This window comes from Mesorhizobium sp. M1217 (assembly GCF_040318275.1).
Lineage (GTDB): Bacteria > Pseudomonadota > Alphaproteobacteria > Rhizobiales > Rhizobiaceae > Mesorhizobium.
This window is the reverse complement of record NZ_JAMYMA010000020.1, coordinates 1-16045: the sequence shown is the minus strand read 5'-3', so window position 1 is coordinate 16045 and position 16045 is coordinate 1. Positions and strand designations below refer to the sequence as shown.

The following is a 16045-nucleotide window of genomic DNA, read 5'->3' as shown; positions in this document are numbered from 1 at the left end:
GCACTGCATATCGCTTCGATCAATCAGCGGGCGGCGATTATTGCCTTGCGAAAGGCTTCGAGCGTCTCGGCGCTGACATGGTGCTCGATGCCTTCGGCGTCGATCCGCGCCGTCTCGGCGCTGACGCCGAGCGAGCGCAGGAAAGCCTCGACCGTCTGGTGGCGAATGCGGCTCTCTTCCGCAACCTTGCGGCCGGCATCGGTCAGGAACACGCCGCGATAGGGTTTCCGGGAGACCAGCCCGTCGGCGCACAGCCGCGTCAGCATTTTCGCCACCGTCGGCTGGGCGACGCCGAGCCGTGCCGCGATGTCGACCTGGCGCGCCTCGTTGCCGTCCTCGATCAGGTCGGCGATGAGCTCGACATAATCCTCGACCAGCGCGCTGCGGCGCGCTTCACGCGTCTGCCGGAACCCTTCCGAGTGGATTTCTGCGTCAGGCAGCGGCTTTTCGCGAGGAACCGGTCTTTTCTTCAGCGCCAATACGCGCTCCTCCCGGCAGTTTGAATCGGCATTGCAGTCATAACACGGAACCCTATTGGTTCTGGCCGTTTATTTCCATTCGGTGGCCGGCGCAACCGGCGTTCACTGCCGTTCCGGTCGCACCGTCAAGCGGCCATACGAAAAAGCACGAACAATGAAATATAGCATATTGCATAATGTTCAGCCGTGGCATAGATAAGGAGACAACATCGATCGTTCCAGTGGAAAGCCATTTCATGTCGGAAGCCGAAGCCACCTCAGCCCCCCGATCCATGTGGCGATTTGCCCGCCCGGAAGACGACGAGCAGCCCAGCCTTCGCGAAGTCAACGCAACGATCGCGGTGCCGCACTCGGGGATATGGCTTCGCCGGCTGTTCGCCTTCGTGGGGCCGGGCTACATGGTTTCGGTCGGCTACATGGATCCGGGCAATTGGGCGACCGACCTCGCCGGTGGTGCCCAGTTCGGTTACACGCTGCTATTCATCATCATGTTGTCGAACCTGATGGCGATCCTGCTGCAGGCGCTCGCCGCCCGGCTCGGCATCGCCACCGGCCGTGACCTTGCGCAGGCGTGCCGCGCCTATTACCCGCGGCCGGTCAATTTCATGCTGTGGGTCGCTTGCGAACTGGCCATCATCGCCTGCGACCTGGCCGAGGTCATTGGCACGGCGATCGCCTTGCAACTGCTGTTCGGGATTCCGCTGATCGGCGGCGCCATCATCACCGCGCTCGATGCCTTCCTGCTGTTGTTGCTGATGAACAAGGGCTTCCGTTTCCTCGAGGCCTTCATCATAGCGCTTTTGATTATCATCTTCGGCTGCTTCGCCATTCAGATCTTTGCCGCCGCGCCGCCGGTCGGCTCCATCCTGCACGCCATGTTCGTGCCGTCGTCCGAGATCGTCACCAATCCGGCGATGCTTTACATTGCCATCGGCATCATCGGCGCCACGGTGATGCCGCACAATCTCTATTTGCACTCCTCGATCGTGCAGACCCGCGCCTACGAGCGCACCGATCGCGGCAAGCGCGACGCCATCAAATGGGCGACGACCGACTCGACCATCGCGCTGATACTGGCGCTGTTCGTCAATGCTTCCATCCTGATCGTGTCGGCGGTGGCGTTCCACGGCACCGGTCATCATGACGTCGCCGAGATCGGCCAGGCCTTCGAGCTGCTGTCGCCGCTACTCGGCCTCGGCATTGCTTCCATTCTGTTTGCCGTGGCGCTGCTTGCCTCCGGCCTGAACTCGACGGTGACGGCGACGCTGGCCGGCCAGATCGTGATGGAAGGCTTCTTGCGGCTGCGCATCCCGCAATGGGCGCGCCGCCTGCTGACGCGCGGCATCGCCATCATCCCGGTGGTGGTCGTCACCGCCCTCTATGGCGAGAAGGGCACCGGCCAGTTGCTGGTCTTCAGCCAGGTGATCCTGTCGATGCAGCTTCCCTTCGCGGTCGTCCCGCTGGTGCAGTTCGTCTCGGACAAGCGCAAAATGGGCAATTTCGCCATTTCCCGCGCCGTCGCCGTGCTGGCCTGGGTGGTTGCCGCCCTCATCCTGGTGCTCAACTTCAAGCTGCTCTACGATACGGTCGTCGGTCTGGGCTGAGCGTCTGCTCCAAACTGACGCAACTAAGGTCGGCAGTCATCCGCCCTTCCAGCCCTGGAAATTTGCCGGCCGCTGTCGGACAAATGTCCGTTCGCCCGTCCTTGGCTCGAAGTCCGGCCATGACGGCACGGATCAGGGAAAGGGAGCTCCAATGAGGAAGATCATCGCCGCAACATTCGTCAGCCTCGACGGCGTCATGCAAGCGCCCGGCGGCCCGCACGAGGACCCGGTCGGCGGCTTCAAGTTCGGCGGCTGGACGTTCCACTACTGGGACGATGTGATGGGCGCCGCCATGGGCGAGACGTTTTCAAAACCGTTCGCGCTGCTTCTCGGCCGCAAAACTTACGACATCTTCGCCGCCCACTGGCCTTATCAGAAGAATGACCCGATCGCCGACAGCTTCAACGCCGTCACCAAATATGTGGCGACGCACAGGCCAGATACGCTGTCCTGGCAAAACAGCCAGCCGCTCGGCAGCGACGTCGTGGCGACATTGCGCCGGATGAAGCAGGAGGACGGCCCGGACCTGCTCATTCAGGGATCGAGCGAGCTGATCCAGACCTTGCTCGCCAATGACCTGATCGATGAGATCAGCCTGCTGATTTTCCCGCTGGTGCTGGGCAAGGGCAAAAAACTGTTCGGCAGCGGCACAATACCTGCCGCCTTCAAGCTGACCCGCTCGCAGGCATCGACCACCGGTGTCATCATGGCGAGCTATGAACGCTCCGGCGAGATCAAGACCGGGTCCTTTGCCACGGAGCAGCCGTCCGAAGCCGAGATCGAGCGGCGCAAGAACTGGAAATAGAGGCTGCCGAGGCGATCAAGGACGGCTGAACACTGGCCGTCCTTTTTGCTGTTTTCTAAGCCGCCTCCCGTCGCCGTGCCAACCCATCGCGGAGGTGGCCCGCGAACGCCAGTGCAGCCGGCGCAAGGCCGTGCTTCGGCAAATGCAGATTGATCGAAAAATTCGGCAATGACGGCAGTTCCGGATCGTTGGCCAAAATATCGAGGTCGGTAGGCACGGTCGATGCCAACCAGGTGGTGACGGCCAAGTCCGAACGCACCGTCGCTGTCGTCGCGTCGATGCTGCCGTTTTCGAATACGGTGCGCCATTCCAGGCCGTGCTCGTTAAGCGCCTCCAGCACCACCGGGCGGAACGCGCAGGTCTCGGCCACCATCGAAACCGGCAAGGGGCGCTTGCTGCGAGCCCCGCCGCCTTTGGCGCCGACCCAAACCAGCCGGTCGACAACAAGGCATTCGCCGGCCGACCGACCGATCGGCTCCTCGATCACCGCGAGCTCTATCGTGCCGGCCGCCAAGGCCGCAGCCAACTCCGGCGACGAAGCACAGATCAGCGAAATCTCGACCTGCGGATACGCCTCGGCATAGGCCTTGAGCACCGGCGCAAGCAAGGTGCCGACAAGGTCATACGGCACGCCAAGCCGCACCTGACCGGCAACCGCATCGCCCGCTATCTCCGCCAGGATCTCGTCATTGAGGGAAAGCAGGCGCTTGCCCTTGCCGAATAATCGCTCGCCGGATCGGGTCAACCGCAATCCACGCCGGTCGCGCTCGAACAGCCTGCAGCCGAGAACCTCTTCCAAACGCTTGATCTGCTGGCTGACGGCACCTTGCGTCAAATGCAGCGCATTCGCTGCTGCCGTCATGCTGGCCTTATCGGCAACGGTGACGAAGGTTCGGATCAAGGCGGTATCGAGATTGCGAGCCATCTGACTATTATGCTTCTTAATAGCGACCATCGCAAACATTGAATTTACTGATGAGCCAAAAGACCTACCGTGCAGGCTTCAAAGGAAGCAGCATGCTTGAAACCGTCCTTCCCCTCGTGCTGTTCGCGCTGGTCTCAACCTCAACGCCCGGCATGGCCACGACCTTGTCGACGGCGTCCGGCGCGCAGTTCGGCTTTCGCCGCTCTATACCGCTGATGGCCGGAAGTGCGGCCGGCCTGGCCACGGTGGCTGCGGCAGGTGCTGCCGGGCTCGCCGGTCTGCTGGCCGCCGCCCCTTCTTTGCAACTGGCAATGAAAATAGCCGGCACCCTCTATCTGGTATGGCTTGCCCTCAAGATCGGCCGCAGCGGCCCGCCCAATCTGGACGTGACCATGGCAAAGCCGAACAGCTTTTTGGGCGGCGCCGGCCTGCAATGGATGAACCCAAAGGGCTGGGCCATGGGGCTGGGAGCGGCGGCATCTTTTGCCGCGCTCGCCAGCGGGCCACTGCAGCTCGCCTTGCTGCTCGGCACGGTCTTCGGCCTTGCCGCGGCGCTATCGCTGGCGGCGTGGTGCGTGGCGGGCACGCTGCTCGCCCGGTTGCTGCGAACCGAGCGGCAGTGGCGCATCCTCAACGCCGTGCTTGGCTTGCTGCTGGCCGCCTCGATCATTCCGATGTGGCGGACAGCGTAAGACCAGTTATTTCAGGCAGCGTAGCGTGCCGCCGGCTTGCCGGCCAGCAGGCTACCGAAGAAGCCTTGTCGGACGCCAAGAAAGGCATCCACCCCGGCAACGTCGGCAAGACCCGGTGCCGTGAACGCTTCACCCTTGGCCAGGCCGGCAAGCGCGGCATCGACCAGATCGTCCGCAGTCATGACAATCTCTTGGGGCACATTGGCAATATCGCTTCCAGCGACTTCCCAGAACTCGGTCCGCGTAGCCCCCGGCAGCACAACCTGTACGGCTACACTGCTGTCGGCGACTTCCCGCTGCAGGGCCTCGGTGAAGTTGACGACATAGGCCTTGGTGCCGCTATAGATGCCGCCGAACGAGGTGTCGAAGGCCAGCACCGAGGCGATGTTGACGATGGCGCCGCGGTTGCGCGCCAATAGTCCTGGCAGCACCGCGCGCGTCAGCCGGGTCAGCGCCACCACATTGACCTTGATCATGCGCTCGGCGACATCGGCGTCGGCCGTTGCCACCACCTGCGCGCCGCCAAGGCCGGCATTGTTGACCAGCAGCGTCACGCTGTCGTCGGTTGATATCGCCTGTTCAACCCGTCGCAGATCGGCGTCGTCGGCCAAGTCGGCGCTGATGACGCTGACCTTGATGCCATACGCGTAGCGGAGCCTCTCCGCCAATTCCTCCAACCGGTCGGCGCGCCGCGCCACCAGCACCAGATCGTAACCTTGGCCGGCGAGCCGGTCGGCATAGATCGCGCCGATGCCCGACGAGGCACCGGTGACGACCGCCGTGCCTTTGTTCTGTTCGCTCATTGTCTTGTTCCTTCTGGTTCGATTCCAATGCCGGTGCCGCAGGGCAACACCCTTGCTTCGAACGGCAGGCTAATTAAAGGCATATGCCACTATTCATACGTAGGCATATGCCACCATCTTGTCAATCCGCGGAGTAAGGACTATTTCTGGTTCGCATCGAGGGTCCCTTCCGGTCCCCTCATCGGAAATCCGCCAATGTCCCGAACCACCCTGCCCGGCCTGGTGCTTTGCAACAACGCCATGCTGCGCCGCGCGACGCGGAAACTCGGCCAGTTCTATGACGATGTGCTCGCACCCTCGGGCATTAAGGCCACGCAGCAGGGCCTGCTCTATCAAATCCACGTCGGCAATGAACCGACCATGGGTGCCATTGCCGCAGCCCTCGTCATGGACCTGTCGGCCCTCGGTCATACGCTGAAGCCGCTGATCCGGGACGGTTATGTCGAGGCCTTCGCCGACCCTGCCGACCGCCGCATCAGGCGCGTCAGGCTGACACCGCAGGGCTGGACCAAGCTCGAAGAAGCTCTGAAGCTGTGGCAAGTCGCCCAGCAGCGCTTCGAGGAGATGTTTGGAAAAGAGCAGGCGGCAAGCCTGCGAGCGGCGCTGGACGAAATCGCCGCGTTGGATTTTGACGCAGCGCCGGCCGCGAGTTGAATTATCGGCGGCCGGCAGCCAAGCTTTGCTAACAAGCCTTATTCGGCCGGCATCGCCACCGGACGTGCGGCCAGGTGTCCCGCCAGCATCACGCCCAAACCAATGATCGGGAATGCCGCCGCGACCACGCCGAGGTCGGCCGGTGCGCCATAGCGCAGCACCGCGGCGCCGACCACGGCCCCCAGTGCGACGCCGAGATAGAGCGCCGAAGCGTTCAGCGACAGCACGATGGGCGCGGCATCGGGCGCCAGCTTGATGATGCGGCTGGCCTGCGCCGGTGGGAACGCCCAGCCGACGATACCCCACGGCACCATCATGGCCATCAGTGCCGGCCCGGCGATCTCGCGCGGCAGGAATGTCGGGATCAGCGAAAACGTGACCAGCATGGCGGCACTCAGCGCCAGCGACCAGCAGACGGTGCGCGTCGCGCCGAAACGGTCGGCGGCCTGCCCACCGCCGATATTGCCGATGACCGCGCCGACGCCGAAGGCGAGCAGCATTCCAGGTAGCGCGATCGGGCTCAGGCCGCCGCCTTCGATGGCGAGCGGCGCGACAAAGGCAAAGACAGTGAAGGCGCCGATCAGTGCCAGGATCGTCGTCACCAGGATGGGCATGACGCCGGGGCGAAGTGCCGCTGCCAATCGCATCCGGAGCGGCAGCCTGGTGCCGACGATGCCGCGCGGCAGCCGGTACCACAGGATCGCGCCGGCGAGCGCGCCAAGGCCGGCAATGGCAAAGAAGGTGCCGCGCCAGCCGGCAACCGTCGCAACAAGCGCGCCAAGCGGCGCGCCGACCGCCACCGCAACCGTGGTGCCGCCGACGACCACGGCAATGGCGCGGGCGCGGTGATGATCGTCGACAAGCGCAACGGCCGTTCCCTGCGCGGTCGCCGCGAACAGGCCTGACGACAGCGCCATGACGATGCGCGCGATCAACAGCAATTCGAAGGAGGAACTCAGCGCCGCGGCGACGTTGCCCAACACGAAGAACACCAGCGTCCACAGGATGACGCGGCGCCGGTCCCATTCGCCAGTCAGCGTTGCCAGGATCGGCGTGCCGATCGCATAGGCGAGCGCAAACGCCGTGATCAGCGTGCCGGCGAGCGGAACGGAGATGGCCGCATCCTTTGCAATGTCGGGCAAAAGGCTGGAGATGACGAAACCTTCGGTCGAAATCGTGAACGATCCGAGCGCAAGCCAGATGAGGCGCTTATCCATGGCAATTTCCTTAGTTCAAAGGTTATTGAACAATTGGACATAACAGGGCATGATGTCAATGAGCTTGTGCAGACTAATCGAACCCTACTGACAGCCCTGTGTCAGGACAGGCCCGAATACCACCAGAACCGCGAAGGATCAGATGCGTTGAAATCGGCCCCGAATGTGCTTAATTCCTGGTCATGACCTTGCCCCATCCCACCGCCGACCAGATCAGCCTGCCGAACGTGCTTGCCGTGCTCGGCGACCCGACGCGACTGGCCATCGTGCGCTATCTCGCGAGCAAGGAGGGCGTGCCGCTGAATTGCAGCCGGTTCCTCGACCTCTGCTCGAAGACCAATCTGAGCTACCATTTGGCCAAGCTGCGTGAGGCCGGCGTTACCCGCACCGAGGCGGTTGGCACCAGCCGGCTGATCACGCTGCGCCGTGACGATCTCGACCGCCGCTTCCCGGGTCTGCTCGACAGCGTCATTGCCGCGGCCGGCGACGACGCATCGTTGCCGGCGGTCGGCGGCCACGAGATCGAGGTCCGCGCCTAGAGCGACCCCGAAACTGGGTTTCGCTCTCGCCCGCTTCGCGACGACGAGCAAAATAGCTTCACCTGCTCTCCAGCCATTAACGGAGCCTGCCATGCGCATTGCCGTCCTCGCCGACATCCACGGCAATGTCCTGGCGCTCGACGCCGTGCTCGACGATCTGCGGCGACGCGGCGGCGCCGACCTCATTGTCAATCTCGGCGATTGCGTTTCCGGCCCGCTCTGGCCGCGCGAGACCATGGAGCGGCTCGAGGCGCTCGACCTGCCGACGGTGCGCGGCAACCACGACCGCCGCGTTGCCTACGACACCGCCGACGAGACCATGTGGCCTTCCGACCGCTACGCGCATGAACGGCTGGCGGCAGCCCAGCGCGAGGCGCTGTTCGCGCTGCCCGTCACGCTGGAGGTGGCGCCTGGCGTGCTCGCCTTCCATGCCCGGCCCGACCACGATGAAAAATACCTGGCTGACGCGATAGTCGACGGCCGGCTGGTGCGCGCCCCACTGGCCGCCATCGAACGGCGACTCGGCGTGATCGATCCCGCCTGCCGCATCATGCTTTGCGGTCACAGCCACCGCAGCGAGCTGGTCCGCATTCCCGGCGGTCCGGTCATTTTCAATCCAGGCAGCATCGGCTGCCCGGCCTATCACGACGACACGCCGCCGGCGCATGTCTCCCAACAAGGCTCGCCGCACGCCCGCTATGGCATCGTCGACCTGCATCCCGATCGCTTCGAGGCCATCGCCGTCGATTACGACCATGAGGCGGCAGCGCGTCAGGCCGATCAGGCGGGACGGCCGGAATGGGCTCACGCGCTACGCACCGGCTTCATGCCGGGTTGACCGCGTTCATACCGGGCCGAACGAGGAACAGGCTGAGCTTGCCCATGCCAGGCTGAACGGATGACCGCCTTCGAGCGGCAGGCAAGCAGCCTCAATGGCCGCGACCGGTCCAATCTTCACTTGTCGGACGCGGATCGCTTCGATCGCCTGGCAGGACGTCGGGTGCTGGCCGCCGAAGTCTTGGTCACTGAAGTCTTGGGCGATGAAGCCTTTGGCCGTGAGGTCTTGGGCGCCAGTTGCGTTGGGTTGAAAGTCTGTGCGGGGGCCGATTCGGATCCGGCCCGAATGTCGGCGTCGCGCACCTGCTGGCCAAAGTTCAGGCCAGTCAGTTCTTCAATCTCGGCCACCGTCGAAAGGAACTCCGATACCCTGGCAATTTCAAGCGGGTCGTCGAATGCCTCGGCACGCCCACCGAACGCTTCGGGCATCACTTCCAAAACCGGCTTCTGGTCCGCCAGCAGCGCGATGGCGCGCAGGCCAGCTTGATCGGACCACAGCGCGATCTTCCAGAATTTCAGCGGAACATGGCTGTTGAAGCGGTAAGGAGGATCGTCCTCGCGGAACACTGGGCCGGCGAACACCGTGACACGGCCTCGCGTCGTATAGGCGTTGCGCAGCACATAGGTTTCCACCGCGCGCCATCTCAGTTTCCCCTTGGAGCCGGGATGGTCAAGCGAGCTTCCCTGATTGAAGAAGCCGACTTGCGGCGCAGCATTGGGATAGAAAAACGTGTCCCGCTCTGCCGCGACCGCCTCCTGATCCACTCCCCATGCAGGGTCGCCGCGAAGCGTAATATGGCCCTTCTGGAACATTCGAGCTATTCGTTCCTTGGATTTTAGGACGGGAAATCCAGGCACATTCTGGCTCGAATAGAATTCCTGGGTCATCTGCTCGCCAGGGTCGATGCGACGGTCGGGCCGGAAAGCGTCGCTGGCTTCCGCACCGGAAATCGACTCCACTCCCAACTCGACAAGCGACGGGTTGTCGATGACGGTCTTGTCGTCACGATTGACCGCCTTGGTGCGAGATCCATCGATATTGCAGGCGGTGACGAAGGCAAGCCTGCGATCGGCGTTCATCAAGATCGAAAAATGATGATAGCGCAATTCGTGTGGATCCTCGCCCGGTTTGGCAAGAAGGTTCTTGGCCAACCGGTAGGGTGAATTGGCAACCGTCGGCATTGGCAGGACAAAGCCCGGTATGAAGCCGGGTTCATACCCTCCGCGATCGTCGAAATCCTCTGTTTTCCAAGCCGCTGCCTCGGCGATTGCTAACTTTGCGGGTTCGCTTGCCGGGCCTTCGTCGCTTCGTCTCGCATCGCCTCCGTCGCGGTCGATCAAGGGCGCCCGGACATTTATCTCGACGGGAAAAGTCCAGGTGACCGAGCCATCGGCGTTGTGTCTCGTCGCCGGTGGATTGTCATCCGGTTCCGGCCGCTGCACCGGCTTGTCCAGCACATCTTCGCGAATGTCGGCGTTCAGCCGAACTGTCTCGTCCATCATGCGCGGCGTGCCGGCCCAAATCGCCAGAGCTTGCGAAACCGCCGATGCCGAGGAGCCCGGCAGCCTGGACTTTCTAGCGCCCAGATCGTCAACGATGGCGCTGATCCTTATGCCTTCGTTGATCTCGCGCGTCAGCGCATAGCCACCTATGCCCGTCACCTCGTGGAATGGCCCTGCCCAATGGTGCAGGGCAATTGGCTCCCATTCATTGTTGAAAACCGGTGAACCGGACGAACCCTGTTCGGTATCGGCAACATAGTGCAGCACTTGAACCGTTTCGTCGCGGGCCACCAGCCGGTTTTCACGCAGCACCAGTTCCTTGAAGCGGCCATCGGGGTGCTGAACGATGTTGGCGATTTCGCCAAGCATATGCTTGTCGCGCGCGTCCGACAGCGAGATAAAACCGAACTCCCCCAGTTCCTTTGGGCCGGAACGCCGCTCGCCGACCCCGATCAGCGTATAGTCCAGACCCTCTATGCTATCGGTCACGAAACAGGATTCAGGATCGAGCAGGAACGTCGTCGGCGTGCGCACGGCATTCGCACCGTCCTGCTCATAATCGAACTGGACCTGGAAGCGCCGGGAATCTGCCGGCGACGAAATCACATGGTTGTTTGTGAGGAACAGCCTTGGCCCGACCAGGAAACCCGATCCTTGTGGATTGCCGTTGAGAAAGGCAACGCGGCCGACCGCATCGGCCACACGGCGCCCACGCTCCAGAAATGCGACACCGATGAAATCGAGCGTTGGGCCGAGAATTGCCTCCGGTCCTGGCTGTTTGGCGGCGGCCTTTCTCTCCCCGGCAGACCTCATGTCGATTGCTGCCGATATCATCTCCGCTTCGGTGCGGCTGAGCGACGCTTTTACCTGCAACCTGTCGAGTCGCCTGGAGAGGGTCTGTTCGGCGGCCAGCGGATTGCCGTTGGCGATGTGACCAAGTGAAGCCTCAATTTCCGCGCGCGTTTTCTTGATACGCTGGCGAACTATGTTTTCCACTTGCGCGAATATTTCAAGGTCGACCATCTTTCCCTCCCAAACCTTACTTGAGAGAGTGCATATTTACATGAAATGTGCAATATTTTGCCGGCTTTCAGCTCACGGAAGGGGCCTGCTCCGCGATTCAACACGCGGCACCTTACTCATTTTCGGGGCTTACACAGCGCCGCCTCGTCGCCTATAAAAACCGGCTGGCGTGCGATGGCGTTTCCGTGCCTGGCCGCGCCTTCGGCAATGCAACCTACCGCCCATGGCAGATGATTAGGCGCACAGTAACACTCCCGACGACGCTGCTTGCGGTGATTGCCGCTCCGCTGATGCTGGCGGGCCCGCCGGCCAGTGCCCAGGAGCCGGAGCCCATCATCTCGATTGTGACTGGTCTCGCTCCGGGTGATCTCCTGAACGTGCGCGCCACGGCATCGGCGATGGGCAAGATCGAGGCGCGGCTGCCGATTGGTTCGAGCTTGAAAAATCTCGGCTGCGGCGACGTCAGCGGCCATCGGTGGTGCAAGGTTGAAGACATTGACGACCCCAAGCTGAGCGGATGGGCGCCCGCGCGCTACCTCGACCCTATCAATCCCCAGCAAGTGACACCCCAGGCGGCGGCCAATACGGAGAGCCCTGCCTCTCAACCGCTGCCCGATCTGACAACGCGCCTCGGCGCGACCGCTCCCGAAACGGAGCTGAACTCCGCTGACGCAATCGGCAGGGTGGCGATCGAGGATGCTTACCGCCTGGCCCTGGCCGCTGGAAACCCCTCGACCGGACAGGTTGATGGATCGGCGCCCGCGGCAATGGGTCCCGTCCAAAATTTCGGCGCGGCCAACGCGGCGCCTCCGCCCGACGCACAGACCGTTGCGCGGCTTCAGCCGCCGGGGACACCGGTCCCTGGTGCTGGCAACGCCATCCCTTGCGCGCGCTATCTCGGCCAGCCGATGACCAACTGCAAGGCGGCGGTCGTGCGCACCGGCGACAAGACCGACGTGACCGTGACATGGCCCGATGGCGGCACGCGCATCATCAGCTTCAAGGCCGGCAAGCCGGCCGGCTCAAACGGGCCCGGCGAATTCCGCTTCACGCGCGAAGGCAGCCTGAACATGATCCGCATCGGTGCTTCCGAGCGGTTCGAGATCACGGATGCTTTGGCGTTGGGGGATAGTGGTAAGGGAATAAGGCAGTAGGGCAGTAGGGCAATATGTTTAAAGGGCGCTCGAACCTACTGCCCTACTCCCTACTCCCCTACTCCCCTACTCGCATTTTAGGGGGTTACATCCGGCAAAACTCTTCCCTATAAGGCCCTCCTAGCCTGATACCAGAATCGCGAGCACAACCGGCCGGGTCATCCCGTCCGGCTTTTTGTGCAAGCCGCCCGCCGAACGGACCCTCGACATGCCAAGACGCACCGACATCAAGTCGATCCTGATCATCGGGGCCGGCCCCATCGTCATCGGCCAGGCCTGCGAGTTCGACTATTCCGGCACCCAGGCCTGCAAGGCGCTCAAGGAAGAGGGTTTTCGCGTCATCCTGGTCAATTCCAATCCGGCCACCATCATGACCGACCCGGAACTGGCCGACGCCACCTATATCGAGCCGATCACGCCGGAAGTTGTGGCCAAGATCATCGCCAAGGAGCGGCCCGACGCGCTGCTGCCGACCATGGGCGGGCAGACCGCGCTCAACACCGCTTTGTCGCTGCGCCGCATGGGCGTGCTCGACCGCTATCAGGTCAAGATGATCGGCGCCGACGCCACCGCAATCGACAAGGCCGAGGACCGCGCGCTGTTTCGCGAGGCGATGAACAAGATCGGCCTGGAAACGCCGAAGTCGATGTTGGCCAACGCCACCGACGTCAAGAATGCCGACCGCAAGACACACGAGGCCGAGCGCGCCGCGCTGAAGGCGGAAAAGCCCGAAAATCTCGACGCCGCGCTCGATGCGCTGGAAACGCGCTGGAACCTCGGCGAAGGCGACCGCAAGCAGCGCTACATCAGCCACGGCATGGCGATCGCAGCACAAGCGCTCGACCACGTCGGCCTGCCCGCCATCATTCGCCCGTCCTTCACCATGGGCGGCACCGGCGGCGGCATCGCCTACAACCGCGCCGAATTCTACGAGATCGTCCAGTCCGGCCTCGACGCCTCGCCGACCACCGAAGTGCTGATCGAGGAGAGCGTGCTCGGCTGGAAGGAGTATGAGATGGAGGTCGTCCGCGACAAGGCCGACAACTGCATCATCGTCTGCTCGATCGAGAACATCGACCCGATGGGCGTGCACACCGGCGACTCGATCACCGTCGCCCCGGCCCTGACGCTGACCGACAAAGAATACCAGATGATGCGCAACGCCTCGATCGCGGTGCTGCGCGAGATCGGCGTCGAGACCGGCGGCTCCAACGTCCAGTTCGCCGTCAACCCGGCCGACGGCCGCCTGGTAGTCATCGAGATGAACCCGCGCGTCTCGCGCTCGTCCGCACTTGCCTCCAAGGCGACCGGTTTTCCGATCGCCAAGATCGCCGCCAAGCTCGCCGTCGGCTACACGCTGGATGAGCTCGAGAACGACATCACCGGCGGCGCCACGCCGGCCTCGTTCGAGCCGAGCATCGACTATGTCGTGACCAAGATTCCGCGCTTTGCCTTCGAGAAATTCCCCGGCGCCGAGCCGGTGCTGACCACCTCGATGAAGTCGGTCGGCGAGGTCATGGCCATCGGCCGCACTTTCCAGGAATCGCTGCAAAAGGCTTTGCGCGGGCTGGAAACCGGGCTGACCGGTCTGGACGAGATCGAGATCCCGGGCATCGGCCACGGGAACGCGCCGGCCAGCCATGTCGATGACCGCAACGCTATCCGCGCCGCTCTGGGCACGCCAACGCCCGACCGGCTGCGCATGGTGGCGCAGGCGATCCGCATGGGCACCTCGCTGGAAGACGTGCACGCCATGTGCAAGATCGACCCGTGGTTCCTCGAACAGATCGCCGGCATCCTCGCCATGGAGGATCGCATCCGCGAGCACGGCATCCCGCAGGACGCCGCCAATCTGCGCATGCTGAAGGCGATGGGTTTTTCCGACGCCCGCCTCGCGTCGCTGGTCAGGAAGGATGTCGAAGAGATCCAGAAGATTCGCGACAAGCTCGACGTTCATCCCGTTTACAAGCGCATCGACACTTGTGCCGCCGAGTTCGCCTCGCCCACCGCCTACATGTATTCGACCTATGAAGTGCCGTTCGCCGGTGCGCTCGCCAATGAGGCGCAGGTCTCGTCGCGCAAAAAGGTCGTCATCCTCGGCGGCGGCCCCAACCGCATCGGCCAGGGCATCGAGTTCGACTATTGCTGCTGCCACGCCGCCTTTGCGCTGCGCGACGCCGGCTTCGAGGCGATCATGGTCAACTGCAACCCCGAAACCGTCTCGACCGACTACGACACCTCCGACCGGCTCTATTTCGAGCCGTTGACGCCGGAGGACGTGCTGGAGATCCTGCGCGCCGAACAGGCCTCGGGCGAACTCGTCGGCGTCATCGTCCAGTTCGGCGGCCAGACGCCGCTGAAGCTCGCCGACGCGCTGGAGAAAGCCGGAATCCCGATCCTCGGCACTTCGCCCGACATGATCGATCTGGCCGAGGACCGCGACCGCTTCCAGAAGCTCTTGCACAAGCTCGGCCTCAGCCAGCCGAAGAACGGCATCGCCTACTCGGTCGAGCAGGCCCGCCTCGTTGCCGGCGAACTCGGCTTCCCGCTGGTGGTGCGCCCGTCCTATGTGCTCGGCGGCCGTGCCATGCAGATCATCCACGACGAGAGCATGCTGCAATCCTATCTGCTCGACACCGTGCCCGGCCTGGTGCCGGAGGACATCAAGCAGAAATACCCCAACGACAAGACCGGCCAGATCAATACGCTGCTCGGCAAGAACCCGCTTCTGTTCGACACCTATCTGTCAGGCGCCATCGAGGTCGATGTCGATTGCCTCTGCGACGGCAAGTCGACCTACGTCTCCGGCATCCTGGAGCACATCGAGGAGGCCGGCATCCATTCCGGCGACAGTGCCTGCTCCCTGCCGGTGCACTCGCTGCCCTCGGAACTGGTCGACGAGCTCGAGCGCCAGACGGCAGCCCTTGCCCGCGCGCTCAATGTCGGCGGCCTGATGAACGTGCAATATGCGATCAAGGACGGCACCGTCTATGTGCTGGAGGTCAACCCGCGGGCGTCGCGCACCGTGCCGTTCGTCGCCAAGACCATCGGGCGGCCGATCGCCAAAATTGCCGCCCGCATCATGGCCGGCGAAAGCCTGGAAGACGCCTTCGCCCATTACGGCGCCATGCCCGACCCGCGCAATCCCGGCCACATCGCGGTCAAGGAAGCGGTGTTCCCCTTCGCCCGCTTCCCCGGCGTCGACATCTTGCTCGGCCCGGAAATGCGCTCGACCGGCGAGGTCATGGGCCTCGACCGCGATTTCGCGCTTGCCTTCGCCAAGAGCCAGCTCGGCGCGGGTGTTGATCTCCCCCGCGCGGGCACGCTGTTCGTCTCGGTGCGCGATGAGGACAAGAAGGGCATCCTGCCGGCGGTCAAGCGCCTTGCCGGCCAGGGCTTCAAGGTGCTCGCCACGTCAGGCACCGCCCGCTTCCTCGCCGAAAACGGCGTCGCCGCCGAGAAAATCAACAAGGTGCTGGAAGGCCGCCCGCACATCGAGGACGCCATCCGCAACCGCCAGGTGCAGATCGTCTTCAACACCACGGACGGCCAGAAGGCGGTCTCGGACTCGAAGTCGCTCCGCCGCGCCACGCTGATGCAGAAGGTGCCGTATTACACGACGCTGTCGGGCGCGGCTGCGGTGGCTGAGGCGATTGCGGCGCTGCGGGCGGGAAGCCTCGAGGTGAGACCGCTGCAGGAGTATTTTGCCTAGCACTACTTTGGCAGATTTTTAGTTCCGGGAGCGTTTCGAGGATTCCCAAGAGCGGTTTTGCGTGATTCATGAGAGGTCGGCTGTTGGAGGGGCCGGCC

The 16045-nt window shown here is 63.4% G+C and carries 13 protein-coding genes; 8 read left to right on the top strand and 5 right to left on the bottom strand.

Translation table 11 applies throughout. The annotated features are described in order from the left end of the window. Positions 1-23: 23 nt before the first annotated feature. The gene (mntR, locus tag NKH37_RS27220; protein WP_023678308.1) at positions 24-479 is read right to left on the bottom strand and encodes a manganese-binding transcriptional regulator MntR; all 456 of its coding nucleotides are present in this window, start codon (positions 477-479) and stop codon (positions 24-26) included. A gap of 236 nt (positions 480-715) precedes the next feature. On the opposite strand from mntR, the gene NKH37_RS27215 reads away from it, so the two are divergent. Both NKH37_RS27215 and NKH37_RS27210 read left to right on the top strand, forming a co-directional pair. Then, positions 716-2083 carry an Nramp family divalent metal transporter gene (locus NKH37_RS27215; RefSeq protein WP_352483177.1) on the top strand — a complete coding sequence of 456 codons (1368 nt, stop codon included), beginning with the start codon at positions 716-718 and terminating at the stop codon, positions 2081-2083. Positions 2084-2234: 151 nt separating this feature from the next. Next, positions 2235-2888 (top strand): dihydrofolate reductase family protein, encoded by a 654-nt coding sequence (locus NKH37_RS27210; protein WP_352494935.1) that lies wholly within the window; start codon positions 2235-2237, stop codon positions 2886-2888. 55 nt (positions 2889-2943) lie between these two features. On the opposite strand, the gene NKH37_RS27205 is transcribed toward NKH37_RS27210, so the two are convergent. Continuing rightward, positions 2944-3813: a LysR family transcriptional regulator gene (locus tag NKH37_RS27205; RefSeq protein ID WP_353005998.1), complete on the bottom strand. Its 870-nt coding sequence runs from the start codon at positions 3811-3813 to the stop codon at positions 2944-2946. A gap of 92 nt (positions 3814-3905) precedes the next feature. Here NKH37_RS27205 and NKH37_RS27200 point away from each other — a divergent pair, with 92 nt between their 5' ends. Next, positions 3906-4505: a LysE family translocator gene (locus NKH37_RS27200; protein ID WP_353005997.1), complete on the top strand. Its 600-nt coding sequence runs from the start codon at positions 3906-3908 to the stop codon at positions 4503-4505. Positions 4506-4516: 11 nt separating this feature from the next. Here the strand turns inward: NKH37_RS27200 and NKH37_RS27195 are convergent, their stop codons facing one another. After that, complete coding sequence (locus NKH37_RS27195) at positions 4517-5308, bottom strand: SDR family NAD(P)-dependent oxidoreductase (RefSeq protein ID WP_023719357.1); 792 nt, start codon at positions 5306-5308, stop codon at positions 4517-4519. A 195-nt stretch (positions 5309-5503) separates the two neighbouring features. Here NKH37_RS27195 and NKH37_RS27190 point away from each other — a divergent pair, with 195 nt between their 5' ends. Next, positions 5504-5962: a MarR family winged helix-turn-helix transcriptional regulator gene (locus tag NKH37_RS27190; RefSeq protein WP_353005996.1), complete on the top strand. Its 459-nt coding sequence runs from the start codon at positions 5504-5506 to the stop codon at positions 5960-5962. Between the two features lie 38 nt (positions 5963-6000). On the opposite strand, the gene NKH37_RS27185 is transcribed toward NKH37_RS27190, so the two are convergent. Further along, entirely contained in the window at positions 6001-7179 is a 1179-nt protein-coding gene (locus NKH37_RS27185; protein ID WP_023719359.1) for an MFS transporter, read from the bottom strand. Between the two features lie 182 nt (positions 7180-7361). Between NKH37_RS27185 and NKH37_RS27180 the strand changes: the two genes are divergently transcribed. Together NKH37_RS27180 and NKH37_RS27175 are read left to right on the top strand one after the other, a co-directional pair. Then, on the top strand, positions 7362-7718 hold the full coding sequence (locus NKH37_RS27180) for an ArsR/SmtB family transcription factor (protein ID WP_023719360.1): 357 nt from the start codon (positions 7362-7364) through the stop codon (positions 7716-7718). A 91-nt stretch (positions 7719-7809) separates the two neighbouring features. Then, on the top strand, positions 7810-8556 hold the full coding sequence (locus NKH37_RS27175) for a metallophosphoesterase family protein (protein ID WP_353005995.1): 747 nt from the start codon (positions 7810-7812) through the stop codon (positions 8554-8556). 116 nt (positions 8557-8672) lie between these two features. Here the strand turns inward: NKH37_RS27175 and NKH37_RS27170 are convergent, their stop codons facing one another. Continuing rightward, a complete protein-coding gene (locus NKH37_RS27170) occupies positions 8673-11081 on the bottom strand; it encodes a DNA/RNA non-specific endonuclease (protein WP_352494930.1) in 2409 nt (802 codons plus the stop codon). Between the two features lie 47 nt (positions 11082-11128). Here NKH37_RS27170 and NKH37_RS27165 point away from each other — a divergent pair, with 47 nt between their 5' ends. Next, positions 11129-12235 (top strand): SH3 domain-containing protein, encoded by a 1107-nt coding sequence (locus NKH37_RS27165; protein ID WP_353005994.1) that lies wholly within the window; start codon positions 11129-11131, stop codon positions 12233-12235. Between the two features lie 208 nt (positions 12236-12443). Further along, entirely contained in the window at positions 12444-15947 is a 3504-nt protein-coding gene (carB, locus tag NKH37_RS27160) for a carbamoyl-phosphate synthase large subunit (RefSeq protein WP_353005993.1), read from the top strand. Positions 15948-16045: the final 98 nt, after the last annotated feature.

Bases quoted from the DNA above. Each gene is read 5' to 3' on its own strand.
- NKH37_RS27170 (WP_352494930.1), bottom strand. From the start codon at position 11,081: ATGGTCGACCTTGAAATATTCGCGCAAGTGGAAAACATAGTTCGCCAG.
- NKH37_RS27175 (WP_353005995.1), top strand. From the start codon at position 7,810: ATGCGCATTGCCGTCCTCGCCGACATCCACGGCAATGTCCTGGCGCTC.
- NKH37_RS27195 (WP_023719357.1), bottom strand. From the start codon at position 5,308: ATGAGCGAACAGAACAAAGGCACGGCGGTCGTCACCGGTGCCTCGTCG.
- NKH37_RS27190 (WP_353005996.1), top strand. From the start codon at position 5,504: ATGTCCCGAACCACCCTGCCCGGCCTGGTGCTTTGCAACAACGCCATG.
- NKH37_RS27215 (WP_352483177.1), top strand. From the start codon at position 716: ATGTCGGAAGCCGAAGCCACCTCAGCCCCCCGATCCATGTGGCGATTT.
- NKH37_RS27185 (WP_023719359.1), bottom strand. From the start codon at position 7,179: ATGGATAAGCGCCTCATCTGGCTTGCGCTCGGATCGTTCACGATTTCG.
- carB (WP_353005993.1), top strand. From the start codon at position 12,444: ATGCCAAGACGCACCGACATCAAGTCGATCCTGATCATCGGGGCCGGC.
- NKH37_RS27205 (WP_353005998.1), bottom strand. From the start codon at position 3,813: ATGGCTCGCAATCTCGATACCGCCTTGATCCGAACCTTCGTCACCGTT.
- NKH37_RS27200 (WP_353005997.1), top strand. From the start codon at position 3,906: ATGCTTGAAACCGTCCTTCCCCTCGTGCTGTTCGCGCTGGTCTCAACC.
- NKH37_RS27180 (WP_023719360.1), top strand. From the start codon at position 7,362: ATGACCTTGCCCCATCCCACCGCCGACCAGATCAGCCTGCCGAACGTG.
- NKH37_RS27210 (WP_352494935.1), top strand. From the start codon at position 2,235: ATGAGGAAGATCATCGCCGCAACATTCGTCAGCCTCGACGGCGTCATG.